Consider the following 26,857-nt stretch of genomic DNA (forward strand, 5'->3'; position numbering starts at 1 on the left):
ATGACAGGAGATAACTGCCATAATAACGGTGAAGGCAAGAATCCCCATAAATAATAATTTATTGTGAAATTTTATATCTGATTTTTGATTATCCGCATAAACACTATACTTTCAAGCATTTTGAAATATAGGAAAGCACTCATTTTACCACGAATTTACCACGATTGAATGAGCCTTGGTATGACGTAAGAATTTGAAAAGGACACCGTATAGTTTGGTGTCCTTTTACATGAAAATCATTAGTCGCTATTGATTGTTATTATACATTTTGTTAATTGTTCTTATTTCTTTTACGTTTTTTACCGAATAAAACAGCTAATACACCGGTTGAACCAGCAAACATAGAAGTAAACAATCCTACGTTTGTCATATCACCTGTTTTTACAGGGTTCTTTTGTCCGCTAGGCTTTGTTGGAGTAGTTGGCTTGCTCGGTTTCTGTGGCTGTTGTGGACTTACAGGTTTATTTGTTGCTTTTTCTTTTACGGTAACTGTAATTGTTTTTTCAGTAATTGCACCATTTTTATCTACTACACGGAAAGTTACATGATAAGTGCCAGCCTTAGAAGTATCTACATCATTTGCAATAATGTTATCTTTTGTTAAAATAATCGTTCCGTCCTCTTTATCTGTTGCTGTCACATTTGCCAATGGATCGAACGTATCGCCTACATTCAATGTAACATCATTTGCTGAAATGATTGGAGCAGAGTTAAGGTCGCCTGTATTTTGTTTCACAGTTACAGTAATCGTTTTTTTAGCAGAAGCTCCGTTTTTATCTGTTACTTTATAAGTCACATGGTAAGTACCAGCCTTAGAAGTATCTACATCATTTGCAACAATATTATCTTTTGTCAAAGTGATAGTTCCGTCCTCTTTATCTGTTGCTGTTACATTTGCCAATGGGTCGAAAGTATCGCCTACATTCAATGTAACATCATTTGCAGAAATAGTTGGTGCTGTATTATCTTCTCCTTGTGAGTTTAACGATAATTCTACTTTTAAAACAACGTTTCCGTCTTTATAAGTACCGCAATCATACTCATAAGTAACTGGTTTTTTTACATCATCTACCGTTATAATTCCTGTATCTTTATCTAAAGTTCCATTTGCAGTAACTTTTACTTTTGAAATATCTATTCCTTGTTCAACATCTTTTTTTAAGTCGATTTTATTCCCTTTAATATCAATATAACCGTTGCCTACAAAAGCATGATTATTTTCAAGAACTTTATTCTCTCCGACATTTAACCAGTATAAATCATCGCAAATTAATTTTTTAATTTTTGTGTTTTTACTTATATCAAGACCTCTTATCCCTTGTTCAAAAATTTCACCGCAACGTAGCATTTCAAGTTCTAAATTATTGCTTAAATCTAATTTTTTAATAGTTGTATCATGACAAAAAAGGCGTGTCAGTTTTGTGTTTTTTGTTACATCTAATTCAGCTATATTTGTCATATAACATGATAGTTGTTTCAAATTAGGGTTCTTACTTATATCAAGTGTTTTTACTTTTGTATCTCCTATATCTAAAGTGACTAATTGCGGATTATGTGTGACATCAAGTTCCATTAATCCTGTATTGCTACAAGATAGTTGTTCTAAGTTAGGATTGTTTGTTACATCTAAATTGGAAATAGAGGTACTATCTGCAAATAACGTATTCAATTTTTCATTCTTAGATACATCAAGACTGTTAATTGATGTATTATCGCAAAGGAAAGCTTCCAAATTCGGATAACGTGTTAAATCAACGCTTCCTACTTTTGAAGAACGACAATCTAATCTTTTTAAAGATGAGTTTTTAACCGGACTTAAGTCTGAAACAGAAGTCGTAGAAACATCTAAAGACTGCAAATTTGTTAGATATTGAATACCCTCTAATGAAGATATCGTTTTCATACCATGTAAGTTTAAGAATTGGGCTTTTGATATTTCATCAACAGATAACACACTATCGCCGTCTTTATCAAATTCTGCAATGATTTGTTCTCTAAATACTTTGTCTGGAAAATGTGTTTCATCAATAGCAATGCTTCCAGCTTTTACTTCTGTATTTTTGCTTGCTTCAACGGTCTTATCTTCGGTAACCACTTCTTTTTCTGGTGTTGCAGGTGTTTCCTGTTTTGTACTTTCTTCTTTTAAAGTTTCTGCATTTTCAGCAGTTTCTTCCTGTTCCTTGTCTGTTATATTCTCTTGTACTTCTGCGTTTTCTGTTTTCTGTTCCACAGGAACTTGCTCTGTCTTGTTTTCTTCTACAACGGCTTCCTGCACAACTTCTGTGTTTTCCTGTGCCATGACAGGAGTAGGAAGCCCTGTAAGTGCAGTTGTTGTTCCAATCATCAATGCGGAACTTACTGCAAGGACTTGTTTTTTCTTCATAGTTTGTTCACTCCTTATTTTTCATAAATTCTTTGCATAGAAAAACGCACAAACTCCCCCTTATAACTGGATAATCTGTGCGTTCTGTTTATTATTGATAGAATTGAAAAAAGGGCAGAATTTACTTGTCTGTCTGTCTGTCTGTCTGTCTGTCTGTCTGTCTGTCGCAAGCGTAACAATGTGTGAACATGACTGTCAACCCTTTCTTTCAAAAAAATTCAATCCTTGCTTCTATACAAAAAACATTATACTGGAAACAAACACCTCTTTCAATCTTTTTATGCGTGCAAGATAAAAAAATTGAGACATCACACTTTTCCTTTTTTCCTCTTGAGTACCCACAACAGAAAAGAAAAAGCCCTGTCAAGAGCTTGCCACCATTGGTGGTGCTTTGCACTCTTGATCGGGCTTTTTGTTTGCTGTATCTTCTCGCAAGAGGAAAAAGATTACTCGTCCTCATCATCAAAATGGTTATTTCTTAATACTTCCCGTAACAGTTCCATATCCTCTTTTGAGTTCGGATTTATCATTTTCACGACTTGATAAGGTGTCCTATATTTATGTCCCTCTATGCTTTCCCCAAACATATCCATACTGTATAAATCATCATAGCGGTCTAGTAATTTTTGAAACTTCAAATGCTGGATAAATTCTTTGATTGGGTAAAGGTCGGACGCTTCAATGCTTTTCCCGTTGATATAGTCTGTAATGTATTCCCGTAACTTTTCCAATTCATATTCCAGCCATTCTTCCTCGCTGTCAAAGAAGTTATCATAGTGTCCGTGTTTCAGTTCTGCATTTAGACGTTCTTCTGTTCTTAAAAACTGACAGACTTCTTTTTCAGACTGATTGACATACTTCCATTCTCCCGATAATAATTCATTCGGCGTTACGTCCAGCACTTCCATTATCTTTTCCAGCGTTTCATAAGCAGGATAGTTCAACCCTCTTTCAATCTTGGAAAGGCTCTGCATATTGATACCGATTTTGTCCGCAAGTTCCTGTTGTTTCATTCCCCTAAATTTTCTTATGGTCTGTATATTATTTCCTAAATGGCTTATTTTCATTGCACAACCCTCCATATCTCGTTATATCTTCACTGTTATAAGTCTATCATGCTTAATATGATTTGTAAAGGCAAAAAAAGATATTGACAAATAAGCATATAAGAATTACTATGTTCTTGTAAATGAATAAGCACAATAGAATGAAATACAAAAATATTCAAAAAGAAATACCTATCAGATTAAACCCGTAGATATGAATATCGGTTGAAATGGAACTTGTTAGAAAAGGCAAAACAGGACTTGCTGACAAAGTATTTCTGACACGGTGGCGGAAGCCTCTCAGGCTTACCGCCATGACACCTTGTGTCAAGGGGAAGAAATGCTTTGTCGGCTGGCGAGCCTGAGAGGCTTGACTGTGCCCCCGTTATCTAACAGGGGGGCACTATTTCACAAAAGACAAGTCAAAAACCATACAACCCCAAAGCTGTAAGGAGTAATGAGGAGTTTTAAGAAGATAGTAACTTCACATTCTTTTGAATAGTGGTTTACAGGTATTTTAAGGCTATTGTGGGATTGGAGGAATACAATGAACAATTTAGAATTTGCACTTGAAATGAAGAACAAACGTCTTGCAAGCGGTCTTTCACAAGGAGAACTTGCAAGTCTTACCCATGTATCAAGATATAGTATCAACCGCTTTGAGAACGGAAAAGCCAACGCAAGTAAAGAAACACAGAACATTATCCTGCGTTGTCTGAATTACTATGTCTGTGATAAGCCTTTTTATCTGCTCGTTGATTATCTGTCTGTCCGTTTTCCAACGACTGACGCATTAGAAGTTATCCGAAAGGTGCTTGGCATGAAAGCGGACTATTTTATCCATTATGACTATGGGTATTATGGCTATAAGGAGCATTATGCCTACGGGGAAATCAAGGTCATGGCTTCTGATGATGAACACATGGGTGTATTTTTAGAATTAAAAGGGGCAGGCTCACGCAACATGGAATATGTCTTACAGGCACAGAACAGGGATTGGTATTCATTTTTAAACCGCTGTCTTGACTGTGGCGGTGTTATCCGACGTTTTGACTTGGCAATCAATGATATGTGCGGTCTGCTGGATATTCCCGTTTTGTCTGAAAAATACAAAAATGGCGGTGCGGATTGTCGCTGTAAAAACTATGAAAATGTACAAGGTGGAAAACTAAGCGAAAAAAAACGTAATTTAGCAAGTACCCTTTATATCGGCTCAAAGGCAAGCACAAAATATTTCTGCCTGTATGAAAAACAAAAGGAGCAGGCAACCAAAAAGAAACATACGGATATTATCAACCGTTTTGAAATTCGTCTGCGTGATAAAAAGGCAGTACAGGCAGTTGAGGAATTGTTATTGACATATAACCCTCATGGGTTGGTGTTTTACCTTATTACTGATTTTGTGCAATTTCCCGATTATCCGCTGTGGGAGATATTCATTTCCCATGACAGTTTACCTTTTGAAATGAACCCCGTACCTGTCAATATGGAACGCACTCTGCAATGGCTGGAAAGACAGGTCATGCCGTCAATCGTGATGATAGAGGAAATCGACAGGCTGACAGGCTCAAACTACATGAAAATGATTGATGAATGTACCCACCTTTCCGAAAAACAGGAAATGCTTGTAGAACAGATGTGTACGGATATAGCAGATGTAATCGAAAGTGAGGGGGTGTTTTATGAGTAATGCACAGGATATTCCCGTATGGGAAAAATATACCCTTACCATTGAAGAAGCGTCAAAGTATTTCCGTATCGGAGAAAACAAGTTAAGACGCTTGGCAGAGGAAAACAAGGGCGCTGGCTGGCTCATTATGAATGGCAACCGCATACAGATTAAACGCCGACAGTTTGAACAGGTTATTGACAAATTGGACGCAATCTAATGCAAATGAGCCTTGTATGTGTTATGATGAACACAAGTCATATCAAGGCTCTTTCCAACAAGGAAAGGAGCAGACACCATGAAAGAAAAAAGACGGGATAGTAAAGGACGTATCCTGCATACTGGAGAGAGCCAACGAACAGACGGGAAATACTTATATAAATATGTAGACGCATTTGGAAACACAAAATATGTGTATGCTTGGAGATTGACACCCACAGACCCGACACCAAAGGAAAAACGGGAAAAACCCTCACTTCGTGAACTGGAACAGCAGATAAGACGGGATATTGAGGACGGTATCGACAGCACAGGCAAGAAAATGACGCTTTGCCAACTCTATGCCAAACAGAACTTACAGAGGGCAAATGTGAAGAAAAGCACACAAAAACAACGGGAACAACTCATGCGGTTATTGAAAGAGGACAAATTAGGTGCTAGGAGCATTGATACAATCAAGCCCTCTGACGCTAAAGAATGGGCGTTACGCATGAAAGACAAGGGCTTTTCCTATAACACCATTAACAACCATAAACGCTCGTTAAAAGCGTCATTCTATATCGCCATACAAGACGATTGTGTAAGGAAGAACCCTTTTGATTTTAAGTTAAGTGAAGTCCTAGAAAATGATACCAAAGAGAAAGTCGCATTGACAGAGGAACAGGAACAAGCCTTACTCTCATTTATCAAGACAGACAATGTGTATCACAAGCATTATGATGATGTGCTGATACTGTTAAAGACTGGACTTCGTATCTCGGAACTGTGCGGACTGACAGTAGCTGATATTGATTTCAAGAATGAAGTTGTAATTATCGACCACCAGTTACTAAAGAGCAAGGAACAGGGCTATTATATTGAAACGCCTAAGACGAAAAGCGGAATAAGACAAGTGCCATTAAGTAGAGAAACAATACAGGCATTTCAACGGGTTATGAAGAAACGCCCGAAGGCAGAACCATTTGTGATAGACGGACAGAGCAATTTCTTATTTGTCAATCATAAAGGCAAGCCCAAAGTTGCGATTGATTACAACGCCTTATTTGTCCGTATGGTAAAGAAATATAACAAGCACCACAAGGACAATCCCTTGCCACATATCACACCGCATACGCTACGCCATACATTCTGCACAAGACTGGCAAGCAAGAACATGAACCCAAAAGATTTACAGTATATCATGGGACATTCAAACATTAGTATCACAATGAACTGGTACGCTCATGCGTCCATAGATACCGCAAAATCAGAGGTTCAGCGTCTAATCGCATAGAAGTATTTACCACGATTTTAACCACGCTTGATAGCGAAAATATAAGAAGATAGACCTAGATATGTGAGGTTTACCACAAAAGCAAAATGCCCGTAGAGCCTATAAAATAAGGCTTTGCGGACATTTAAGGAGATATAAAAAGATAGTCAAAAAGACATATATAATTTATAATAATCTTATGTAATAAGTGAATTTTTTTCTTTTCCATAGGTATCTCCTGACATGATTTTTACGAAACCGCTATATGGACAGAAAGTCCAGCAGCCTTTGACGAGTCTCTATATAACGGGATTTGCTAACAGGGATAATGGTGCCGTCAATAAGGGTTATCTGATAGCGGGATATATTTTCTATAAAAGCAAGGTTTACCATATAACTTTGGTGACATCTGTAAAAATAGTTCTGAGGGAAGCGGGATTCGGCCTCAGACATTTTAATAGATACAGGAATGACAGAAGAATTTTGCAGATACACCTTTAATACATGACCTTTAATTTCAAGATACGGAATATCTGAGAAGGCTACTTTTTTGTAGGTGGTTCCGGATTTCAGCAGGATCATCTTTTCTTCATTCTTTAATCTAAGACTGCTCAGAATGGCATCCTGCAGCTTTTCCTTATTTATAGGTTTTATGAGATACCGATGAGCCTGTACCTCATATCCCTGTAGGGCAAAATCTGCAGTGGAGGATATAAATACAATAGGAATATCCAGTTTTTCCTGGCGGATCCTTTCTGCTGTTTTTATTCCATCCAAATTCCTCATCAATATGTCAAGAAGAATAAGCTGATAGTTTTTTGGATTTCCCATGACTTCATCTAAAAAATGGATGCTGTCGTGAAAGCACGTGACCCCGCAGGGCAGATTTTTTTCAGAAAGAATTGATTTTGTAAGCTGTTCTATATTCTCCAGGAAAATGGGATCATCGTCACATATTGCTATGTGATAAATAGAATTAGACATTTATGTTTTTCTCCTTTCTAGTTACAAAGTAATCATACAAAATTCTGAAGGAAGTGTCAATTTTTAGTATAAAACATCCGCAGTCCGCGCACTTTAAAGAAGAGGTGAAATCATGGAATCTATTTGGATGCGCAGGGAGGAACTCCCGAACTTTCAGTCCCTTACTTCTGACAAAAACACGGAAGCCGTGGTGATAGGCGGAGGAATGGCAGGTATCTTGACTGCTTATCTCTTAAAACACAGAGGAGTCTCAGTGATTCTTTTGGAGGCAGACCGGATCGGGTGGGGGCAGACAAAAAATACCACAGCAAAAATAGCGCTCTCACATAACCTTTTGTATGATAAGCTAATCCAGAAGATTGGCAGGGAAGCAGCGGGCCTGTATCTGGGGGCCAATTGGGAGGCAATATTAAAATACGAACAGATAATAACGGAACACAATATAGAGTGTATGTTTGAGCGGGTGCCTTCATTTTTATACTCTGTGTCAGACAGAGAAAAGATAGAAAAAGAGGTAGAGGCAGTAAATCATTTGGGCTGTGCAGGGGAATTTACAACAATTACCTCGCTGCCCTTTCCTGTTGAGGGGGCAATCCGCTATCCCGCCCAGGCTCAGTTTCATCCACTTCTGTTTTTAGAGGGGATTGCCCGTGATATAGAGATATACGAAAAAACCAGAGTGCTCCGTGTAGAGGAGCACAGGGTGATTACTGAGGCAGGTCCGGTGGTGGAGGCAGAACACGTTATCTTTGCAACTCATTATCCATTTATAAACCGTCCGGGATATTATTTTATGCGGATGCATCAGGAGAGAAGCTATGCCGTAGCATTCTCCGGTGCCGCCTGTATGGACGGGATGTATCTGGGCACGGATACCAAGTGGGATTATTCCTTTCGCAACAGCGGGGAGTTTCTGATTCTAGGAGGAGAGGGCCACAGAACCGGAGAAAATCTTACAGACGCTTCTCTTAGAAAGCTGAGAGACAAGGCGGCGCTCTGGTGGCCTCAGTGCAGGACGGAGGCTATGTGGTCGGCACAGGACTGTATGTCACCCGATCAGATTCCTTATATAGGCAGGTATTCCGCCCGCCGTCCCTACTGGTATGTCGCCACCGGATTCAGCAAATGGGGGATGTCTTCGTCCATGGTCGCAGCTATGTTAATCAGTGATTTGATTCGAAAGGTGCCAAACCCATGGGAAGAAGTGTTTTCCCCCCAGAGAGGAATCACACTTTCTACGGCGAAGCATATGGCAGTGGACGGCACAAAGGCAGCCGCCGGTCTGCTCAAGCGGGCCTTTGCGGTGCCTGATCACGTCCTGGAAAATCTTACAATAGGGGAAGGCGGTATTGTAGATATGCAGGGGCAGAAGGTAGGTGTATATAAGAGAGAAGACGGAAAAGTATTTACAGTGTCAGTACGCTGTCCTCATCTTGGCTGCCAGCTGGAATGGAACGCTCAGGAGAAGAGCTGGGACTGCCCCTGTCATGGTTCCAGATTCAGCTATAAGGGGAAACTTATCGATAACCCGGCACAGAATGATATCGGAGGAATGCAGGATGACCAGTAGAAGAGGGCGCAGATTCGGCGCATTTATGGGAGGAAAAGACAAGAGAGAGTATTTTGAGGGATGGTATCTGAAACACCAGAAGGGGAATAAAACGATCAGCTTTATTCCCTCGTACCATGTAGAAAAAGACGGAAGGATAAGCATTCTCATTCAGGTAATCACGGAAGAGAACGCATGGGAATTCCGATTTTTGCCCAGCCAGTACTATGGGGACAGAAAAAGATTTTACTGCCAGATCGGTGAGAATGTATTTTGTGAAAAAGGAATCCGGGTAAACCTAAAGAGTGAGGCGGCCGAAATACAGGGGGTTTTGAGATATGGAAGCCTGACGCCCCCTTCCCGGGATATTATGGGCCCTCTGTCTTATTTTACCATGGAATGCAATCACGGTATTCTGAGTCTGAGCCATAAGATACATGGAAGTCTTATGATTAATGGTGAGCGGTATAATTTTAACGGCGGGTGCGGATATATTGAAAAGGATTGGGGAACTTCATTTCCTGAGGGTTATGTGTGGACACAGTGCAGTGTCTTTGACAAAGGGCATATGGCTTTTACGGCTGCTGTGGCGAAGGTACCTGTGGGCAGGTGGAAATTCTCAGGGTGCATAGCCATCGTGTACTACGGAGGCAGACAGTACCGGCTGGCCTCTTATCTCGGGGCAAGAATCTTCCGGTGGAATTCCGGGGAATTTATGATCTGCCAGGGAAGAGATCTTCTGTGGGTCCAGTATCCGTGGAAAGGCGGACAGAGCCTGCGCTCACCGGTAAAAGGGAGGATGTCCGGGAAAATACAGGAAGCTTTATCCTGTGTGATTCGATATCGTTTCTGGAGAAAGGGACAGCTTCTTCTGGATGTCACTGCCGAGAACGGAAGTCTGGAGGTTGTCAACCCCAGCTGTTTTTCCAGTATTCCAACCTAATTCGGTTTGTAAGGATGAAAAATGGAGGCCCATGTGCCGGCGCGATCTGCCGGTACATGGGCTTCCTTTTATTAAATATATCGAAAAATTTTTGAAATTGGAGGAAAAATAGAAGCTGCTGTGTTAAAATAATGGCATACCGTTTGAAGACAAATGATAAAGGAGGATACAGTAGGTGAGAAGGGACAGGGAAATTGAAGATGTACAGGATATGATAGATATTATCGACCGATGTGAAGTTCTGCGTCTTGGAATGTATGATGACGGGGAGATTTACATTCTTCCCATGAATTATGGGTATACTTATGAGAACGGAGAACTTGTTTTTTATCTTCACGGAGCAGTAGAAGGAAAGAAACTGGATGTCCTTCGCAGATACAGCCGGGTGGGCGTGGAACTGGACTGTGATCATCAGCTGGTAGAGGGGAAAGTTCCCTGCCAGTACGGTTACAAATACGCCAGTATCGTAGGACACGGCACGGCCCAAATTATCGAAGATCCCGGGGAGAAGATAGAGGCTATGAAGATATTGATGAAATGTATCTCAGGAAAAGAGTTTGATTTTAATGAGAGACTGGTCTCTATCATTTCAGTTATTAAGGTAACCGTGTCATCATTTACGGGAAAACGGTATCCCAAGTAGGGAAAGAAGAGGAGGATTCATTGTGAAAAAAACAGGTAAGATAGTACTGCTGGGGATCATAGTCGGTGTGATTGTGATCGGGGGACTTTGTGTAAGCCAGTATAACTCCATGGTAGGGATCCGGGAGGATGTGGAGAACCAGCAGGCCAATATTGACACGATGCTGCAAAGAAGAGTTGATTTGATTCCTAATCTGGTGAACACTGTAAAAGGATACGCAGAACAGGAAGAGGAAGTCATCACAGCCGTCAGCGATGCTAGGGCAAAGCTGTCAGGGGCACAGGGAATGGAAGAGAAGGCGGCAGCAGACGGTGAGCTTTCCAGTGCCCTCAGCCGTCTGCTTGTGGTAGTAGAAAATTATCCGGATCTGAAATCCAGCGAGCAGTTCCAGTCTTTGTCCGATGAATTGGCGGGGACTGAAAACAGGATTGCGGTAGCCAGAAAAGATTACAATGATGCGGTAAAGACTTACAACCAGAGAATCCGCCGGTTTCCGTCCAATCTGTTTGCCGGTATTTTCGGATTTGAGAAAGCAGAGTATTTCCAGGCTGCGGAAGGTGCTGAAAGTGTTCCGGAAGTGAATTTTAACGAGTAAAGACAGGGAACAGGGGAGAATATGAAAAAAAAGAGAAAAATACTATGGCTGCCAGTGTTTCTGGTCTGCCTGTTGACTGTACAGGCCGTACAGGTTTTTGGCGCACCTGAGATTCCCCGGCAGACCAGTGAATTCTATGTCAATGATTTTGCGGATGTACTCAGTGAAGAAACAGAAACCTATGTGGTACAGCGAAGCAAAGCTCTGGCTGAGGAGACAAAGGCCCAGGTAGTTGTCTCCATTGTAGAAAGTCTGGACGGAAACACGATTGAGGATTATGCGAATACTATGTTCCGGCAGTATGGAATTGGTGATGAGAAAGAGAATAACGGGGTTCTGATCCTTGTGGCAATCCAGGACCGTGAGGTACGGATTGAAGTGGGGTATGGCCTGGAGGGAGCCATCAATGATGCTAAGGCCGGCCGGATAATACGCAGCCAGGGAACTCCGTATTTAAAAGAGGACGACTGGAATACAGGAATAAAAATGATGTATACCGGGGTAATGGAGGCTGTCTATGAGGAATATGGACTGCAGCCGCCCTCAGAGCTTGACACGGAAAGCCTTCTCCCCGAAGAAGAGGCAGACAGCGGGGAGAGCAGCGATGATTCTAAGACAGGAGACATCCTGTGGATTATTCTGGTAGTGATTATCCTGATTCTTCTAAACAACAATAACCGCAGAGGCGGCAGAAGAGGCGGAGGTTTCCGCGGTCCTTATATCGGCGGCGGTTTCGGAGGCTTCGGAGGGGGCTTTGGAGGCGGTTTCGGAGGAGGAGGCTTCGGAGGCGGCGGAGGTTCCTCAGGAGGAGGCGGTTCTTCGGGGGGAGGAGGCGCATCCGGACGTTTTTAAAGAGAAGAGCCCGGGGTGCCGGACACTTGTGCACGGGAATACGGCGATGGGGGCGGAAGTTACACATATCCGCCCCCATTTGCTATATAAAAGAAGGAGAGCCAGTACCCTGTGGATACTGGCTTATGAAAAAGAAAAAGTTTTGCGTTAGGTTGTTGGCCTCTTAACACTTATAACTATAAAGGATAAATGTGAAATATCTGTGATGGTTTCTTGAATAAAGTGTGGAGAGTCCCTAAAAAATATGGAAAGAAAGATTAAGCAAATCTTAAGCATTTCTGTATAAATCGTTAATAGAAAAGAAAGTAAATTTTGCTATAATGGCTCAGGACATAAAACATTTAGATAAGCATAGGGGGAAGAACTGTGGAGGCACGGATTTTAGTAGTAGATGACGAGAAAGAAATTGCGGATTTGGTGGAATTGTTTCTGACAAATGAAGGATTTCAGGTATATAAATATTATACAGGTGCGGAGGCAATGGAATGTGTACAAACTACATCCCTGGACCTGGCGATTCTGGATGTGATGCTTCCTGATTTGGATGGTTTCACGCTGTGTCAGAGGATCCGGGAGAGCTATACGTACCCTATTATCATGCTCACTGCCAGAGAGCAGGAAATGGACAAGATTACAGGTCTTACGCTGGGGGCAGATGATTATGTGACAAAGCCCTTTCGCCCGCTGGAGCTAATCGCCCGGGTAAAGGCGCAGCTTCGCAGGTATAAAAGATACAGCAGTCCGGGGACAGAGGATGACGTGATTACTGTATCCGGGCTGGTTCTGGACAGAGAAAAGCACGGCTGCTGGCTCAATGAAAAGCCTATCAGCTTGACGCCTATTGAGTTCTCCATCCTTTGGTATCTCTGCAAAAACAAAGGGAAGGTGGTAAGCTCTGAGGAACTGTTTCGGGTGGTTTGGAAAGAGAAATATTTTACAAGCAGCAATAATACGGTGATGGTACACATCCGCCATATCCGGGAGAAAATGAAAGATTCCGCGGAAAATCCGAAATACATTAAGAATGTCTGGGGAGTGGGGTATAAGGTTGAAGAATAATTGGGTAAGAGCAGTAAAGGCAGTTGGGCTTGGCATCCTTGTGCTTGCAGTCTGCAGTTTTCTTTACACGCTTCTGGATACAACATTTAACGGGATATTTGTAGACTGGTTTACCAATTCTTTTGTTTACCGGGATACGTTTCTGAATGCCGAGACAAATGATTATATAGAATCCCAGACAATCAACTGGTATGCGCTGAAAAGCTTTTTGTATCCTGCTTTTCTTGTATTTGTGCTGGTAGTGGTCTTTCTGGTGCGATGGTTTGCCGTCCGTATGGCCAAAAAAAAGAATCAGCAGGATATTGGTAAAATAGCTGATATCCTCAGAAAATTTCAGGAAAATCAAAAGGAGATCCCTCCTCTTCCAGGAGATTACGCCAGGATTGAAGCACAGCTTCATCAGATTCGGGAAAAAGAAGTAAGACAGGTTCGGATTCTGGAAAAGGAAACCAGAAAGCGGAACGATCTGATTACGTATCTGGCTCATGATCTGAAGACTCCTCTTGCCTCGGTTATCGGATATCTGTCCCTGCTGGATGAGGTGCCGGAGATGCCCCCGGCGCAAAAAGCAAAATATATTGGGATAACACTGGATAAAGCATACCGTCTGGAGGAACTTATAAACGAATTTTTTGATATTACCAGATTCAATCTCCAGGCAATACAGATCAATCTGGGGAGAGCCAATCTTGGTTTTCTTCTCCAACAGCTGGGTGAGCAGTTTTATCCCATATTGGAGCAGCAAAGGAAAAAAGTCGAGATCCACACTCCGGAAGAGCTGTGGATTTGGGCGGACGGAGAAAAGCTGGCCAGAGTATTTAATAATATTCTGAAAAATGCCATTGCCTACAGCTATGAGAACACTGTCATTGAAATTCGGGCGTGCCATGCAAAGGACAAGGTGAAGATCACGTTCTCTAATCTGGGAGATCCGATTCCTCAGAACCAGCTGGAGACCATTTTTGAGAAGTTTTTCCGTCTGGACAGTTCCCGTTCAACCCATACAGGAGGGGCAGGTCTGGGGCTAGCCATTGCCAAAGAAATTGTCCAGGCCCACGGAGGAGAGATTTATGCTGATAGCGGGGAGGATAGGACTGTATTTACAGTAATGCTGCCGGACAGAAAGGGGAATCTGACAGAAAATGATAGAGATACGGGAGATAAGCAAAAGCTTTGAAGAGATCAAAGCGGTAAACAACGTAACGCTGACGATTCAGGACGGGGCCGTTACCGGCCTTCTGGGGACTAACGGGGCCGGGAAAACCACCCTTCTTAGAATCGCAGCCGGTATTCTGCGGCCGGACAAAGGGAGGATTACAGCTGATGGAGAAAATATCTTTGATACTCCCGCTGTGAAAGAAAAAATATTTTTCCTGCCGGATAAACCATACTTTTTTCCAAATGCAACCATCGCCAGCATGGCCCGGTTTTATAAAAATACATATCCAGACTTTTTAGCAGAACGGTTTTTAGAATTGGCGGAATACTTTGGATTTGAGGAAAATCAACGGCTTCGGACGTTTTCGAAAGGGATGAAAAAGCAGGTAAGCATCTTATGTGCTGTGTGCGCCAACACAAAATACATACTCTGTGACGAGGTATTCGACGGTTTGGATCCTATTGTGCGTCAGTCCGTCACAGGGATCCTTCAGGATGAGATGGGGCGAAGAGAATTAACTTTGGTAATCGCTTCCCACAATCTGAGAGAGCTGGAAGAATGCTGCGACTACATTGGAATTTTGCATAAGGGCGGTGTTTTGTTGTCCAGAGATATACAGAATATGGAATATGAAATTCATAAGGTGCAGGGCATTTTTAAAGATTCCGGTAAGGAATTGTTATCCGCAGGACTTACCCTGGTGTCCTGCAGGCAGACGGGATTTTTGACTACCTTTCTGGCAAGAGGGGGGAAAGAGGAAGTTCGGGCAGCGGTAGAGGGTCTGGAACCGGAATGCTGGGAATTTCTGCCTCTTACTCTGGAGGAAATATTTGTGAATGAAACGGAGGCCATTGGATATGACATCAAGACTCTCATTTCTTAAAAGAATGAAGGAGGATTTCAAGAGGAGAATATGGCTTATGGTACTTTCCTGCTATTTGTTTGGCATGTACGTACTGGAAACTGCGTCCGGGGGGAATGGATTGCTCTGGGCCGGGGATGACAGACTTGGTCCGGGGAACCAGACTGTTATGGCGATCAGTATTCTCCTGGCTGTTCTGTGCGGTATCCAGGGATTTTCCTATCTCTTTTCCCAGGACAGGACAGACTTTTACTTCAGTCTGCCTGTGAGGAGAAGAACGTTATTCTCTGCTGCTTACTGGAATGGATTTCTGATTTTTGCAGCGCCCTGTTTGCTTTCCCATCTTTTAAGCTGGTTTATTAAAGATTCAAAGCACTTGGGGGACAGTCTTTTTCTGGCACTGGCAGGGTTTCTGGTTGCAGCCGCAGGCTTTCTTCTGTTCTACCATATTACTTTGCTGGCCGTGCTGCTGACGGGAAATATTGTGATTGCTGGGGGGCTGCTGGCTTTTTTCGTTTTTTACGTGTCGGTGACCTTTGGGGTTATTGTACAGATGTACAGTAAGATGTTCTTTCAGACTTTTTATCAGGCCGACTGGCTGAAGCGTATAAAACTGTATCTTTCTCCTCTGGATTTATATCAGAGGATGGCCGGTTCCGGGGAATATGGGGCGGGGGCAGGCAGGTGGTCTCTGCGTGCTCATGCCCCGTATCTTGCGGCTGCCCTGGGATTGGCAGCTGTTCTGTACGTTCTGGTCAGGGTATTCTTTTACCGCCGCCCCGCAGAAGCGGCAGGTAAAGCAATAGCATTTCCTGCCGCGCAGCCAGTTCTTCGGTTCCTGCTTGTAGTTCCTTTGGGCCTGATGGGGGGATATTTCTTCCGCCTCTGCGGGGGACAGAGCAGTTCTGTGGTATGGGTGCTGGCGGGAATACTGGTGGCAGTGTTCACCTTCCACGGACTGGCGGAGGTGATTTTTCAGTTCCGTTTTCGGGCCATGCTGTCCAGACAGCGGCAGATGCTTCTTACTGCAGGTGTGTGTGCATTGATTGCGTGCAGCTTTTATTGGGATCTCTGGAGATATGATTCTTATCTGCCGGAGGAAGGAAAGATAAGCTCTGTGTCGGTAAGTATTAAGGGTATGGATGATACCGCTTCTTACAGCGAATTCCGAAAAGAGGATCTAAGGAATGATTTAATGGCGGAGAGCCGTTTCCGTCATATGGAACTTACCGGGGAGAGAAAATCTGCGGCATTGGAATGGATCCGGAGTCTGTCAGAACACTCGGAGGGAAAACAGGAGGCCATTACTTATGCTGCGGTTGCCTATCATATGAAAAATGGATCCGATATTTATCGGCAGTATCCTGTAACCTCTTCCGTGGATTTGGAAGCATTTCAGCCCATATATGAGAGCGGGGAGTATAAGGCCGGAACGGTGTCACTAATTTCCTATGGGGAAGAGGATATTGATAATGGCTATGAGTTTACCTGGTCCAACGGAGTGTCTGCGCTGACGCCTGATCTCAGCGGCGAAGAAAAAATGGAGCTGTTCGCCTGTTATAGAAGAGATTTGGAGGATTTATCCATGGAGGAGGCTACGGAGGGTGTGCCCCTCGGTATGCTGAATTTTTCAAAGGAAGGAAGTATGAACGGAGGCATTGGCTATATTTACCCTTCTTTTACAGAAACTGTCAATTTCCTGAAAGGGAAAGGGATCCCAGCAGATAAAAGACTCAGTGATTACGAGATCCTTAAGATTGTCGCTGTCACCCAGGAAAAAGAGTCCGGTTCTTGGACCGATTACGGCCGGGTATCTATCAAAAGGGAGACCATAGACAGCAAAGCAAAGATCAAAGCCCTGGAAAAGAGGCTCATGTATCAAAAATATGGCATTCAGCCTCTGATGCAGCCCTATGATATGGACACGGATTACCAGGTGATAATCAAAGGGAACGAAGGGGATACTATTGTGCGGGTGAATTGTGTGGCCTTGAAGTAGAAGAATGTACAGTTTTAGGGATAGATGTATAAATTTATCGTTTCTTTTGCCGGAAAATATGATATAATGAGCGTTAGCGAGCCATAGGAAGCTTTGCTCACTTTTGGTGAGCGGCGAGTGGCGATCATGCCGAAGGCATGATATAATAAGAAATCGATTAGTATACTAAGTATTTTTGAACGGAGACAAAAGAAATGGTAAATCAGGATAAAGTCAGAGAAGGAGTCAGACTCATTCTGGAAGGGATCGGGGAGGACATTAACAGGGAAGGCCTGATAGAGACCCCGGATCGCATTGCCAGAATGTATACAGAGCTGGTGGGCGGCATGGAGGAGGATGCGGGAGAGCATCTGAAAAAACGTTTCCATGTGACAAATAATGAGATGGTAGTAGAAAAGGATATTGTGTTTTACTCTCTCTGTGAACACCATATGCTCCCATTCTATGGAAAAGCACACATCGCATATATACCGGATCATGAAGTGGTAGGCCTGAGCAAAATTGCCAGGACGGTGGAAGTGTTTGCAAGACGGCTTCAGCTTCAGGAACAGCTGACGGCGCAGATCGCAGATTCTTTCATGGATCATTTGAGCCCCAAAGGGGTTATGGTGATGATAGAGGCTGAACATCTCTGTATGACCATGAGAGGAATCAAAAAGCCTGGTTCCAAGACCGTCACCATGGTAACCAGGGGAGTCTTTGAAGGCAATACAGAACTGCAGAACACTTTTTATCAGCTGGTGAAATAGATGGAGAGAGTAAACAGGATTTTACAGCATCCTACGTACATAGATTGTCTTGAAAAGATAAGAGGATACGAAGAAGAACGAATTTTCTGTGGCCATGACATGACGCATTTTTTGGATGTGGCTCGTCTGGCCTATCTTTTTAGTCTGGAAGAAGGATTAAAGATAGAAAAAGAGTGGATTTATGCGGCTGGACTTCTTCATGATATCGGGCGCCATGTACAATACCGGGACAAGACGCCTCATCAGAAAGCGAGCGTCCCCATAGCAGATGGGATCCTTACAGACTGCGGCTTTGAACTGGAAGAGCGCAGGATGATTCTCACAGCAATTATCAGGCATAGGGACAGTACGGTACAGGGAGAGAAGAATCTGGCAGGTATCATATACCGGGCTGACAAGATGTCCAGGAGCTGCTTCGGATGCCAGGCTGAAGCGCAGTGTGACTGGAGCCCGGAGAAAAAAAATTTAATCTTAAAGTACTAATGGAATACAGGAGACGGAAGTTATGATGACAATTGGAAATAAAATATTTGACACAGCGAATCATACCTATATTATGGGAATTCTCAATGTGACTCCCGATTCGTTTTCCGACGGAGGCAGATGGAATAACAGAGAGTCGGCCTTACAGCACACAGAGGATATGATTGGGGAGGGCGCTGATATCATTGACATCGGTGGGGAGTCCACCCGTCCCGGTCATGTTCAGATTACCGAGGAAGAGGAGATTCGCCGTGTTGTACCGGTGATTGAGGCAGTCAAGGCCAGATTTGATGTTCCGGTGTCAGTGGATACCTATAAAAGTGCGGTGGCAAAGGCAGCCCTTGAGGCAGGGGCTGATCTGGTGAACGACATCTGGGGGTTAAAATATGATCCTGAACTGGCGGGAGTGATTGCAGCGTCAGGGGCAGCCTGCTGCCTGATGCACAACAGAAACCAGCCGGACTATAAAGACTTTATGACAGATATGTGCAGGGATTTGAGAGATACATTGGCTATTGCCGAAAGAGCCGGCATATCAATGGACAAAATTATATTGGACCCCGGCGTGGGATTTGGTAAAACTTATGAAAATAATCTGGAAGCTATCCGGTGTCTGGAACGACTCCATGAGCTGGCGTGCCCCATCCTGCTGGGAACCTCCAGAAAATCAGTGATTGGACTGGCCCTGGATCTGCCTGCGGGTGAGCGAGTAGAGGGAACTCTGGCTACCACCGTGCTGGGTGTGACAAAGGGGGCTGCTTTTGTGCGGGTTCATGATATAAAAGAAAATGCCAGGGTGATACAGATGACGGAAGCGATCCTGGGAAGAAAGGCTGAATAATGGATAAGATTAAGATACAGAATCTGGAGGTTTACTGCAATCACGGAGTGTTTCCGGAGGAGACAAAGCTGGGACAGAAGTTTTTGATTTCTGCTGTCTTATATATGGATACCAGAGAAGCGGGTTTGACAGATCATTTGGAGCGTTCTGTTAACTACGGAGAAGTCAGCCATTTTATGAAGGAATACATGGAGAACCACACCTTTAAGCTCATAGAAGCAGTGGTGGAAAACTTGGCAAGGGAATTGCTGCTTCACTTCTCCCTGCTGACCCAGGTGACTCTGGAGATTAAAAAGCCCTGGGCGCCTATCGGACTTCCTCTGGATACGGTTTCTATTGAGATTACCAGAGGGTGGCACAGAGCCTACATTGCCCTTGGGTCCAATATGGGGGACAAAGAAGAATATCTTACCCAAGCTCTGGAGGCGCTGAAGGAACAGGAGAGCTGCCGGGTGGGCAGGGTATCAGACTTTATTGTTACAGAGCCTTATGGGGTAACAGATCAGGATAAGTTCCTGAACGGGGCCGCAGAAGTGATGACTCTTCTGACCCCTTTTGAACTGTTGGATATGCTTCATGGCATTGAGCAGGATGCTGGCAGAAAACGGGTGCTTCACTGGGGCCCCAGAACTCTGGATCTGGATATCCTTTTTTATGATGACTTAATCCTGGACACGGAGACGCTGCAGATTCCTCATATAGGAATCCCCCTGAGAGACTTTGTGCTTTTGCCCATGGCTCAGATTGCTCCGTATTTCAGGCATCCGGTACTGGGACGGACAGTGGCGGAACTGAAGGATGCACTGTCAACAAACTAGGAGGAGAGGATATATGATTGTAACAGGAAGTATATTTTCACAGACACTGCAGATGAATACAGGTCTTTCTGTTATGGCCCCAGATGAACTTTTGCCTTCAGAGAGCTATCAGGCAGTTTATCTGCTTCACGGCTTAAGCGGCAGTTGTACAGATTATCTGAATTATACTATGCTGGCAGATTACGGAAAAAATTGCAGGGCTATCTATATTATGCCCGAGGTGCAGAGAAGCTTCTATACAGATATGGTACATGGGTATCGGTATTTTACATATATTACAGAGGAACTGCCGGCGATTTGTAAGAATATTTTTCATATATCTTTGAAACGGGAAGACACGGCAATTATCGGGCTGTCTATGGGTGGATACGGTGCTCTCAAGTGTGCCCTTTCCAGGCCGGAACAATATGGTTTCTGTGGCGCTATCTCCTCTGCGTTTTTGTATATCAGGGAGATCCTGGATGAGCAGAGAGGGGCAGATGTTCCAGATATTCCGGGTATTCCGGATCTGGGGCTGGTTTTTGGAGAATCGCTGGAATATAAGCCGGAGTATGATATCACAGAACTGGCCAAAAGGATAGAAGGGGAGAAAGTAAAGCCTGTGATCCGGGCTTATTGCGGTACAAGTGATTTTCTCTATGAGGACAATGACAGATTTCAGAGAGAAATGAAAGGAATGGATTTCGATTTTGCCTATGAAGAGTGGAAAGGGATCCATGACTGGAACTTTTTTAATCCGGCGCTGAAAAAGGCGCTGGAGGAAATGTCTGCCTGCAGGGGAAAGGACTGGGAAAATAGAGAGGAAACTGTATGACAAAGGAGAACTTGGCTCTTGAAATTGTTGAGAGACTGAAAATCGAATATCCGGAGGCCGGATGTACGCTGGACTATGATGATGCCTGGAAGCTGCTTGTGAGTGTCCGTCTGGCTGCTCAGTGTACAGATGCCAGAGTAAATGTGGTGGTAGAGGATCTCTATGCCATGTATCCGGATGTGGATGCCCTGGCAGCTGCGGATCCGGAGGATATAGAGCGCATTGTAAAGCCCTGCGGACTGGGCAGGAGCAAGGCCAGAGATATTAGTGCCTGTATGAAAATATTAAAGGATGAGTATGGGGGAAAGGTTCCCAGAGATTTTGACAGTCTTCTGAAGCTCCCCGGTGTGGGAAGAAAAAGTGCCAATTTGATCATGGGGGATGTCTTTGGGGAACCTGCCATTGTCACTGACACGCACTGTATCCGCTTGGTAAACCGCATGGGACTTGTGGATGGGATAAAGGAACCAAAAAAAGTAGAGATGGCACTGTGGAAGCTTATTCCTCCGAAAGAGGGAAGTGATTTCTGCCACAGGCTGGTTTATCACGGCAGAGATGTGTGTACAGCCAGGACAAAACCCCATTGCGAGAGGTGCTGTCTTGCAGATATATGTGAAAAAAACGGAGTAGAAAAGCCATAGGTTACAGAGGCTTTTCTACTCCGTTTTTGGAAGGCTATAAAACACTGAGCGCCACAGCATGGAGCTTATTCCGGGCAGAATCTGACCGGGATGTCATTATAATTGGAACACGTGCGCCGATGACTGCGCTTCCCGTCTTCAGATCGGCGAAATACCGCAGCGCTTTATCCAGAGCATTTCCTGTACATAGATTGGGAAGAAGAAGAATATCAGCGGAGCCAGCGACGGGATTGGAAATGCCTTTTGCGGCTGCGGCCTGGGCAGACACAGCATTATCCAGAGCAAGAGGACCGTCTACGCAGCAGTCCCTGAGCTGGCCCCTCTCATTGGCTTTGCAGAGCATAGCCGCTTCAATGGTCTCCGGCATTTTTTCATTAATCACCTCCACAGGAGCGATACAGGCAACCTTAGGACAATGGATTCCCAGTTTATGTGCCAGAGATACGGCATTTCTGATAATCTGAACCTTATCCTCATAGGAAGGACATACGCTGATCGCACAGTCAGTCAGAAGGATAAACCTGTTTTCCTGGGGAAATTCACTGACGGTTATCTGGCTGACAAGCGCTTTTGGGGGTACTAGGCAGTATTCTTTGTGAAACAGGGCACGCAGAAAGGCTGATGTGTGGAGGAGACCTTTCATAATAGCGTCCGCTTTTCCTTTCGCGGCCAGTTCCACAGCCAGCATGGCAGATCTTGTGTCATCCGGCTCGTGGATAATATTCCACATATCCGGTTCTTCTCCTAGAGACAGGAGAATTTCTCTTATCTTATCCTCGATTCCGATTAGCGTAAAAGCGGCAATTCCCTCATTTCGCGCCAAGGCGGCACATGCTAAAACCTCTGAGTCATGAGCAGCGGCTACGGCTATGATTTTCTTATCAGTATTCTTACTTATCTCTTTCATGAATTCCTCAAAGTTGTGATACATGGAAATCCTCCTTTCTCAGGCAGACTGTTCATCGTAATTTTGTATAGGTTCCTCCCGGCTCAGGACACGGAGAGCACCCAAAGCCAGGGATTCCATCTCATTTTCCCCTGGATAGACAGCGACAGGAGCGAGAAAGGAGACCCTCTCTTTGATAAGATTGACAAAATATTCCCAATATCCCAGACCAGCAGTCAAAACTATGGCGTCTATCCTTCCTTTCATCACTGCGGCTATTCCTCCGATTTCCTTGGAAACCTGATAAGCCATAGCTCTGGTGACAGATTCAGCCTTTTTGTCGCCGGAATCAATTCTGCGCTGAACCTCCTGTCCGTCTACTGTGCCCAGATATGCCGCCATGCCTCCGCGCCCATTTACCCTGCGGAGCATCCCATCCTGCGTGTACCGGCCGCTGTAACAAAGCTTAATCAATTCTCCTACCGGGAGGTCACCGCTTCTCTCCAGAGCAAAAGGACCATCCCCTGCAAGTCCATTATTCACATCAATAATTTTGCCCTGCTCATGGGCGGCAACGGTAATTCCACCGCCCATATGAGCCACTATCAGATGAGCCTCTGAGTAATCCACTCCGTGGTCCCGGCAGTATTTTCTCGCAGTGGCACGGTGGTTCAGAGCCTGAAATGAAGCAATCCTTTCAATCTCCGGAAGGCCGGAATAAATTGCTTCCTCACACATTTCATTACATACCGGGGGATCTATGGTAAATGCCGGGATATTGTATTTCTGTCCGAGATCATAGGCGATCTGCCCTCCGATATTGCATGGATGATCCCCGTATCTGCCGCACTGGGAATCCGCAAGCATTTTGCGCGTGATCTCATAGGTACCTCCCTTTACAGGCTGTATTGTGCCCCCGCGGCTTACAATAGCGTGAAAAGCTTCCAGCAGTTCACCTTTTTCCTTCAGCAGAGAGAGGATTGCCTTCATACGATACTCATACTGATCCATAAAATGCAGATATCCTGCAATCACTTCCCTGGGATGAGTAATCGACTGAACCCAGAGCGCAGTGTCGTCAGTATAAACACCTACCTTTGTGGAGGTAGAGCCCATATTAATAATTAGCAGTCGATAGTTCATAAACGCCTCCTTATGATATTAATGCAATTTACAAAGTGTTTAATATAATAAACGACGTTTTAATATATGAACTTGTTTAATCAGAATATATCATATAAGGGTATGGGAGTCAATATGAAAATTAAGAAAGATAAAAAGGGGACAGGGCAAAGTGAATTCGGGACACCCCTGATCGATTTGGGGACGTGTTCTTTTTAGAAAGAACACGTCCCCCTTTTTTACTGCAACCCTTTTTGGATCTGCTCTGCTGCATTGTGTAGTACTTCCAGATGTTTCTCTTTATTGGCCAGCATCCTTGTGGTCGGTCCGGAGGAGCTGATTGCGGCCACGGGCCTTCCGGAAAACGAGAGGATTGGTACGGCGTAACAGGACAGCCCGATCTCTGTTTCCTCGTTATCACTGGAATATCCATCGGTTTTTACTTTGTCCAGGATGTTCAGCAGTTCTTTGGCATCTTTAATGGAGTATGGTGTGTGCTGCTCAAAGACTGCAGAGCGGATGTATTGGTTGATGAACTGATCTGACTCGTAGGCAAGTATGGACTTTCCGGTAGCTGTGAGGTGTGCATACTGTGTGTAACCCAGAAGAATATCCATTTTTAGCCACAGGGATCCGATGCTTTTGTCTACAAAGGTAACATGAGTTGGATTGTCCATGATGACCAAATGGGAAGACTCTCCGGTTGCCTCTGAGATACGGCAAAGATGAGGATGTATGAGTCCGATAAGTTCCATGCGGTTGTGAGCAATCTGGCCAAGCGTTGACACTTTGACACTGAGACGGTATTTAGAATTTTCTGTCTTAACAATGTAGCCGCTTTGCTCGAGAGTCACCAGAAAACGGAAGGCAGTACTGCGGTTAATCCCCAGATAGCGGGTTACATCGCTGGGGCTTAGTTCTTCGTAAGTAAAAAAGAGATCCATAACGGAAAGCGCAGTTTCCACAGAATGGAGAATATATTTTTCGTTATTGGCGGTTTCTTTCAAGTGGCATTCCTCCTTTGGATAATATGGTTTTAGTGTAACAAGAAACAGTTTGTCCGTCAACGATTGTTTCACATAGTAAACGAATGTTTTATATATTATAGACAAAAATGGACATGAAAAATGTTACACTTTTACAGCTAAAGAATAGTTGACAGAATTAAAAACTAAATATATTATAAAGATACAAAGTGTTTATTATATAAAACAATGTTTTGACATGCAAAACGAAAAACAAAAGGTTACTCGTAAAATAAACTATAAAGGAGAGAAATGCGCATGAAAGAAATCCGTTTGCACGGCCGTGGCGGCCAGGGAGTTGTAAAAGCTTCCCAGATAGTGGTAAAGGCTGCCGTAGCCGGAGAAAAGTATGGCCAGTTTATTCCGTTTTTCGGGGTAGAACGAAAAGGCTCCCCGGTATTTGGCTATTTGAGAATCTCCGATGAACCCATCCGCAGAAAGATGCAGGTGTATGAACCGGATATTCTGATGATACTAGATGACTCTCTGGTATCCCTTCCAAGTACATATGCAGGTCTGAAGGAGGGTGGTACTGTAATTATTAATTCTGTCAAAACCCCGGAGGAATTGAGAGTTCCTTCCTGTGCAGGGAAGGTTGCTGTAGTTGATGCAACCGGAATCTCAGAAGAGCTTCTGGGGCGCAATATTCCCAACACGGCGATGCTGGGGGCATTCGCCAAAATTTCGGGACTGGTGGACAAAGATGTGCTGTTTCAGGAAGTGGAGGCATCCTTTGGAGCTGCAAACAGAGAGGCTGCCCAAAAGGCTTACCGGCAGGCTGCCGGCTTAAAAGAGTAGGAGGAAGTTTATGGTGAAGCATTTACATATAACACCCATCGGGGATGAAGGAATGTATATTCTCGATACAGCCAGCTGGAGAGTATACCGTCCAGTGATGAACAAGGAAAAATGTATCGACTGCGGTATGTGTCTGGCAAGCTGCCCGGTCAATGCCGTTATCGCCGTGGGTAAAAGGTTTGAGATTACTTATGATTACTGCAAAGGATGTGGGATCTGCGCCAATGAGTGCAAAAAAGGTGCGATTGCTATGGTACTGGAAGGAGGTTCAAGATAATGGGCAAGATAAAAGTTCTTACAGGTAATTACTCTGCGGCAGAAGCTGCAGCATTGTGTCATCCGGATTTGATTGCCGCCTATCCTATAACCCCCCAGTCGTCTGTAGTGGAATATCTGGCCGGACTGGTTCACGACGGAGCCATAGATGCCAACCTGGTGCAGGTAGAATCGGAACATTCCGCTATGAGTGTGGTTCAGGGGGCAGCTGCCGGAGGCGGCAGAGTGTTCACAGCAACGTCCGCCCAGGGGCTGGCACTGATGTATGAACCCTACTTTCGTATGTCTACCCTGCGTTTTCCTATGGTTATGGCTCTGGCTACCAGAGAGATGACCTCTCCGGAGACTGTGTGGAGCGGACAGCAGGATGCAATGAGTGTCCGTGAAGCGGGATGGATTCAGATGTTCTGTGACAGTAACCAGGAGATCGTGGATATGATCCTCCAGAGCTATATGCTGGCCGAGCACCCGGAGGTATTACTCCCAGTAAATGTCTGCTACGATGGATTTTACAGCTCTCATCTCACAGAGGGCGTGGATCTTCCCCTGCAGGAAGAGGTGGACAGATTCCTGCCGCCGCCTTCCTTTCACCACGGGGTGCTGGATCCGGATCATCCCTTTGCCCTGGATCCTCTTACACCAGGTCCCATTCTGATGAAATACAGAAAATCTCATCTGGATGCAATGAAGAAAGCCCTGGAAGTTATTGATGAGGTGGACAAGAAATTTGGAGATGCCTTCGGACGCTATTACGGCGGAGCAGTCTCTCAGTACCGGACAGAGGATGCGGATGTTGTTATCGTAACCATCGGGGGAATGACCGGAACAGGAATGGATGCGGTGGATCTGGCCAGAAAAGAGGGAATTAAGGCAGGCCTGCTTAAACTGCGCTTCACAAGGCCGTTTCCGGCAGAGAAAATAAGAGATGCTTTGAAAGATAAGAAAGCGTTTGCAGTGATCGACAGAAGTGTAAGTTTTGGATGGTGCCAGGGACCTATGCATATGGAAATCAAGGCGGCACTGGCGGACGCTGACAGCAGATACTGCCATTTTTCCGCAATCGGCGGCCTGGGGGGCGCAGATATTTCCATTGAAATGATGATGGAGACAATCAGAAATCTGGACGCCCATAAGAATGAACCGGGGGAAAGAGAAACCCAGTGGTATATGGTTGACTAGACAGGAGGAAG

General features: G+C 44.3%; 27 protein-coding genes. 21 read left to right on the plus strand and 6 right to left on the minus strand.

What is annotated here, in order from left to right; translation table 11 throughout:
• Nucleotides 1-271 precede the first annotated feature (271 nt).
• Together ACGHCT_RS11695 and ACGHCT_RS11700 are read right to left on the minus strand one after the other, a co-directional pair.
• The gene (locus ACGHCT_RS11695; protein ID WP_025654485.1) at nt 272-2,383 is read right to left on the minus strand and encodes an immunoglobulin-like domain-containing protein; all 2,112 of its coding nucleotides are present in this window, start codon (nt 2,381-2,383) and stop codon (nt 272-274) included.
• Nucleotides 2,384-2,829: 446 nt separating this feature from the next.
• Nucleotides 2,830-3,465, minus strand: coding sequence for a helix-turn-helix domain-containing protein (locus ACGHCT_RS11700; protein WP_004610984.1), 636 nt, complete (start codon nt 3,463-3,465; stop codon nt 2,830-2,832).
• Nucleotides 3,466-3,976: 511 nt separating this feature from the next.
• Here ACGHCT_RS11700 and ACGHCT_RS11705 point away from each other — a divergent pair.
• The 3 genes from ACGHCT_RS11705 (at nt 3,977) to ACGHCT_RS11715 (ending at nt 6,590) form a co-directional block, all read left to right on the plus strand.
• Complete coding sequence (locus ACGHCT_RS11705; protein WP_005336080.1) at nt 3,977-5,119, plus strand: XRE family transcriptional regulator; 1,143 nt, start codon at nt 3,977-3,979, stop codon at nt 5,117-5,119.
• A complete protein-coding gene (locus ACGHCT_RS11710; protein ID WP_005336079.1) occupies nt 5,112-5,318 on the plus strand; it encodes an excisionase in 207 nt (68 codons plus the stop codon). The genes ACGHCT_RS11705 and ACGHCT_RS11710 overlap by 8 nt, the downstream gene beginning before the upstream one ends.
• Before the next feature lie 78 nt (nt 5,319-5,396).
• Nucleotides 5,397-6,590 (plus strand): site-specific integrase, encoded by a 1,194-nt coding sequence (locus tag ACGHCT_RS11715; RefSeq protein ID WP_005336078.1) that lies wholly within the window; start codon nt 5,397-5,399, stop codon nt 6,588-6,590.
• Nucleotides 6,591-6,830: 240 nt separating this feature from the next.
• On the opposite strand, the gene ACGHCT_RS11720 is transcribed toward ACGHCT_RS11715, so the two are convergent.
• Nucleotides 6,831-7,553, minus strand: a complete 723-nt coding sequence (locus tag ACGHCT_RS11720) for a LytTR family DNA-binding domain-containing protein (protein WP_154260328.1) — start codon at nt 7,551-7,553, stop codon at nt 6,831-6,833.
• Between the two features lie 112 nt (nt 7,554-7,665).
• Here ACGHCT_RS11720 and ACGHCT_RS11725 point away from each other — a divergent pair, with 112 nt between their 5' ends.
• From ACGHCT_RS11725 to nth, 15 genes are all read left to right on the plus strand, one after another.
• On the plus strand, nt 7,666-9,123 hold the full coding sequence (locus ACGHCT_RS11725; RefSeq protein WP_390436022.1) for an FAD-dependent oxidoreductase: 1,458 nt from the start codon (nt 7,666-7,668) through the stop codon (nt 9,121-9,123).
• The gene (locus ACGHCT_RS11730; protein WP_173015636.1) at nt 9,113-10,045 is read left to right on the plus strand and encodes a tocopherol cyclase family protein; all 933 of its coding nucleotides are present in this window, start codon (nt 9,113-9,115) and stop codon (nt 10,043-10,045) included. The genes ACGHCT_RS11725 and ACGHCT_RS11730 overlap by 11 nt, the downstream gene beginning before the upstream one ends.
• A gap of 175 nt (nt 10,046-10,220) precedes the next feature.
• Complete coding sequence (locus ACGHCT_RS11735) at nt 10,221-10,688, plus strand: pyridoxamine 5'-phosphate oxidase family protein (RefSeq protein ID WP_226904292.1); 468 nt, start codon at nt 10,221-10,223, stop codon at nt 10,686-10,688.
• 22 nt (nt 10,689-10,710) lie between these two features.
• Complete coding sequence (locus ACGHCT_RS11740) at nt 10,711-11,283, plus strand: LemA family protein (RefSeq protein ID WP_226904293.1); 573 nt, start codon at nt 10,711-10,713, stop codon at nt 11,281-11,283.
• Between the two features lie 21 nt (nt 11,284-11,304).
• The gene (locus tag ACGHCT_RS11745) at nt 11,305-12,135 is read left to right on the plus strand and encodes a YgcG family protein (RefSeq protein ID WP_154260320.1); all 831 of its coding nucleotides are present in this window, start codon (nt 11,305-11,307) and stop codon (nt 12,133-12,135) included.
• 366 nt (nt 12,136-12,501) lie between these two features.
• Entirely contained in the window at nt 12,502-13,194 is a 693-nt protein-coding gene (gene vanR / locus ACGHCT_RS11750) for a VanR-ABDEGLN family response regulator transcription factor (protein WP_226904295.1), read from the plus strand.
• Nucleotides 13,184-14,371: a sensor histidine kinase KdpD gene (locus ACGHCT_RS11755; protein ID WP_226904296.1), complete on the plus strand. Its 1,188-nt coding sequence runs from the start codon at nt 13,184-13,186 to the stop codon at nt 14,369-14,371. Before vanR ends, ACGHCT_RS11755 begins: the two co-directional genes overlap by 11 nt.
• Nucleotides 14,337-15,236, plus strand: a complete 900-nt coding sequence (locus ACGHCT_RS11760; protein ID WP_154260314.1) for an ABC transporter ATP-binding protein — start codon at nt 14,337-14,339, stop codon at nt 15,234-15,236. The genes ACGHCT_RS11755 and ACGHCT_RS11760 overlap by 35 nt, the downstream gene beginning before the upstream one ends.
• 37 nt (nt 15,237-15,273) lie before the next feature.
• Entirely contained in the window at nt 15,274-17,214 is a 1,941-nt protein-coding gene (locus ACGHCT_RS11765) for a DUF6449 domain-containing protein (protein WP_226904297.1), read from the plus strand.
• Nucleotides 17,215-17,408: 194 nt separating this feature from the next.
• Complete coding sequence (folE, locus tag ACGHCT_RS11770; RefSeq protein ID WP_154260309.1) at nt 17,409-17,963, plus strand: GTP cyclohydrolase I FolE; 555 nt, start codon at nt 17,409-17,411, stop codon at nt 17,961-17,963.
• Complete coding sequence (locus tag ACGHCT_RS11775; RefSeq protein WP_154260307.1) at nt 17,964-18,446, plus strand: HD domain-containing protein; 483 nt, start codon at nt 17,964-17,966, stop codon at nt 18,444-18,446.
• Nucleotides 18,447-18,471: 25 nt separating this feature from the next.
• Complete coding sequence (folP, locus tag ACGHCT_RS11780; RefSeq protein WP_173015640.1) at nt 18,472-19,287, plus strand: dihydropteroate synthase; 816 nt, start codon at nt 18,472-18,474, stop codon at nt 19,285-19,287.
• Nucleotides 19,287-20,105: a 2-amino-4-hydroxy-6-hydroxymethyldihydropteridine diphosphokinase gene (folK, locus tag ACGHCT_RS11785; RefSeq protein ID WP_390436026.1), complete on the plus strand. Its 819-nt coding sequence runs from the start codon at nt 19,287-19,289 to the stop codon at nt 20,103-20,105. Before folP ends, folK begins: the two co-directional genes overlap by 1 nt.
• A gap of 13 nt (nt 20,106-20,118) precedes the next feature.
• Nucleotides 20,119-20,919 (plus strand): alpha/beta hydrolase family protein, encoded by an 801-nt coding sequence (locus ACGHCT_RS11790; RefSeq protein ID WP_256282410.1) that lies wholly within the window; start codon nt 20,119-20,121, stop codon nt 20,917-20,919.
• Complete coding sequence (gene nth, locus ACGHCT_RS11795; protein WP_256282411.1) at nt 20,916-21,560, plus strand: endonuclease III; 645 nt, start codon at nt 20,916-20,918, stop codon at nt 21,558-21,560. The genes ACGHCT_RS11790 and nth overlap by 4 nt, the downstream gene beginning before the upstream one ends.
• Nucleotides 21,561-21,594: 34 nt before the next feature.
• Here nth and ACGHCT_RS11800 read toward each other — a convergent pair whose 3' ends face one another.
• From ACGHCT_RS11800 to ACGHCT_RS11810, 3 genes are all read right to left on the minus strand, one after another.
• Entirely contained in the window at nt 21,595-22,491 is an 897-nt protein-coding gene (locus tag ACGHCT_RS11800) for a bifunctional enoyl-CoA hydratase/phosphate acetyltransferase (protein ID WP_390436028.1), read from the minus strand.
• 15 nt (nt 22,492-22,506) lie between these two features.
• Nucleotides 22,507-23,589 (minus strand): butyrate kinase, encoded by a 1,083-nt coding sequence (buk, locus tag ACGHCT_RS11805; RefSeq protein ID WP_390436030.1) that lies wholly within the window; start codon nt 23,587-23,589, stop codon nt 22,507-22,509.
• 218 nt (nt 23,590-23,807) lie between these two features.
• Entirely contained in the window at nt 23,808-24,575 is a 768-nt protein-coding gene (locus ACGHCT_RS11810; protein WP_154260289.1) for an IclR family transcriptional regulator, read from the minus strand.
• 276 nt (nt 24,576-24,851) lie between these two features.
• Between ACGHCT_RS11810 and ACGHCT_RS11815 the strand changes: the two genes are divergently transcribed.
• From ACGHCT_RS11815 to ACGHCT_RS11825, 3 genes are read left to right on the plus strand one after another with little or no spacing between them, the layout of a single operon-like run.
• On the plus strand, nt 24,852-25,391 hold the full coding sequence (locus ACGHCT_RS11815; protein WP_154260287.1) for a 2-oxoacid:acceptor oxidoreductase family protein: 540 nt from the start codon (nt 24,852-24,854) through the stop codon (nt 25,389-25,391).
• A gap of 10 nt (nt 25,392-25,401) precedes the next feature.
• A complete protein-coding gene (locus ACGHCT_RS11820; RefSeq protein ID WP_199884602.1) occupies nt 25,402-25,668 on the plus strand; it encodes a 4Fe-4S binding protein in 267 nt (88 codons plus the stop codon).
• Nucleotides 25,668-26,846, plus strand: coding sequence for a transketolase C-terminal domain-containing protein (locus tag ACGHCT_RS11825; RefSeq protein ID WP_154260284.1), 1,179 nt, complete (start codon nt 25,668-25,670; stop codon nt 26,844-26,846). Before ACGHCT_RS11820 ends, ACGHCT_RS11825 begins: the two co-directional genes overlap by 1 nt.
• The last annotated feature ends 11 nt before the right edge of the window (nt 26,847-26,857 follow it).

The organism is Lactonifactor longoviformis (assembly GCF_042848515.1).
Classification (GTDB): Bacteria; Bacillota; Clostridia; order Lachnospirales; family Lachnospiraceae; genus Lactonifactor; species Lactonifactor longoviformis.

Bases quoted from the DNA above. Each gene is read 5' to 3' on its own strand.
- nth (WP_256282411.1), top strand. From the start codon at position 20,916: ATGACAAAGGAGAACTTGGCTCTTGAAATTGTTGAGAGACTGAAAATC.
- ACGHCT_RS11825 (WP_154260284.1), top strand. From the start codon at position 25,668: ATGGGCAAGATAAAAGTTCTTACAGGTAATTACTCTGCGGCAGAAGCT.
- ACGHCT_RS11700 (WP_004610984.1), bottom strand. From the start codon at position 3,465: ATGGAGGGTTGTGCAATGAAAATAAGCCATTTAGGAAATAATATACAG.
- ACGHCT_RS11730 (WP_173015636.1), top strand. From the start codon at position 9,113: ATGACCAGTAGAAGAGGGCGCAGATTCGGCGCATTTATGGGAGGAAAA.
- ACGHCT_RS11745 (WP_154260320.1), top strand. From the start codon at position 11,305: ATGAAAAAAAAGAGAAAAATACTATGGCTGCCAGTGTTTCTGGTCTGC.
- ACGHCT_RS11775 (WP_154260307.1), top strand. From the start codon at position 17,964: ATGGAGAGAGTAAACAGGATTTTACAGCATCCTACGTACATAGATTGT.
- ACGHCT_RS11710 (WP_005336079.1), top strand. From the start codon at position 5,112: ATGAGTAATGCACAGGATATTCCCGTATGGGAAAAATATACCCTTACC.
- ACGHCT_RS11695 (WP_025654485.1), bottom strand. From the start codon at position 2,383: ATGAAGAAAAAACAAGTCCTTGCAGTAAGTTCCGCATTGATGATTGGA.
- ACGHCT_RS11760 (WP_154260314.1), top strand. From the start codon at position 14,337: ATGATAGAGATACGGGAGATAAGCAAAAGCTTTGAAGAGATCAAAGCG.
- ACGHCT_RS11765 (WP_226904297.1), top strand. From the start codon at position 15,274: ATGGTACTTTCCTGCTATTTGTTTGGCATGTACGTACTGGAAACTGCG.
- ACGHCT_RS11725 (WP_390436022.1), top strand. From the start codon at position 7,666: ATGGAATCTATTTGGATGCGCAGGGAGGAACTCCCGAACTTTCAGTCC.
- ACGHCT_RS11820 (WP_199884602.1), top strand. From the start codon at position 25,402: ATGGTGAAGCATTTACATATAACACCCATCGGGGATGAAGGAATGTAT.
- ACGHCT_RS11720 (WP_154260328.1), bottom strand. From the start codon at position 7,553: ATGTCTAATTCTATTTATCACATAGCAATATGTGACGATGATCCCATT.
- folP (WP_173015640.1), top strand. From the start codon at position 18,472: ATGACAATTGGAAATAAAATATTTGACACAGCGAATCATACCTATATT.
- ACGHCT_RS11715 (WP_005336078.1), top strand. From the start codon at position 5,397: ATGAAAGAAAAAAGACGGGATAGTAAAGGACGTATCCTGCATACTGGA.
- folK (WP_390436026.1), top strand. From the start codon at position 19,287: ATGGATAAGATTAAGATACAGAATCTGGAGGTTTACTGCAATCACGGA.
- ACGHCT_RS11800 (WP_390436028.1), bottom strand. From the start codon at position 22,491: ATGTATCACAACTTTGAGGAATTCATGAAAGAGATAAGTAAGAATACT.
- folE (WP_154260309.1), top strand. From the start codon at position 17,409: ATGGTAAATCAGGATAAAGTCAGAGAAGGAGTCAGACTCATTCTGGAA.
- buk (WP_390436030.1), bottom strand. From the start codon at position 23,589: ATGAACTATCGACTGCTAATTATTAATATGGGCTCTACCTCCACAAAG.
- ACGHCT_RS11790 (WP_256282410.1), top strand. From the start codon at position 20,119: ATGATTGTAACAGGAAGTATATTTTCACAGACACTGCAGATGAATACA.
- ACGHCT_RS11815 (WP_154260287.1), top strand. From the start codon at position 24,852: ATGAAAGAAATCCGTTTGCACGGCCGTGGCGGCCAGGGAGTTGTAAAA.
- ACGHCT_RS11705 (WP_005336080.1), top strand. From the start codon at position 3,977: ATGAACAATTTAGAATTTGCACTTGAAATGAAGAACAAACGTCTTGCA.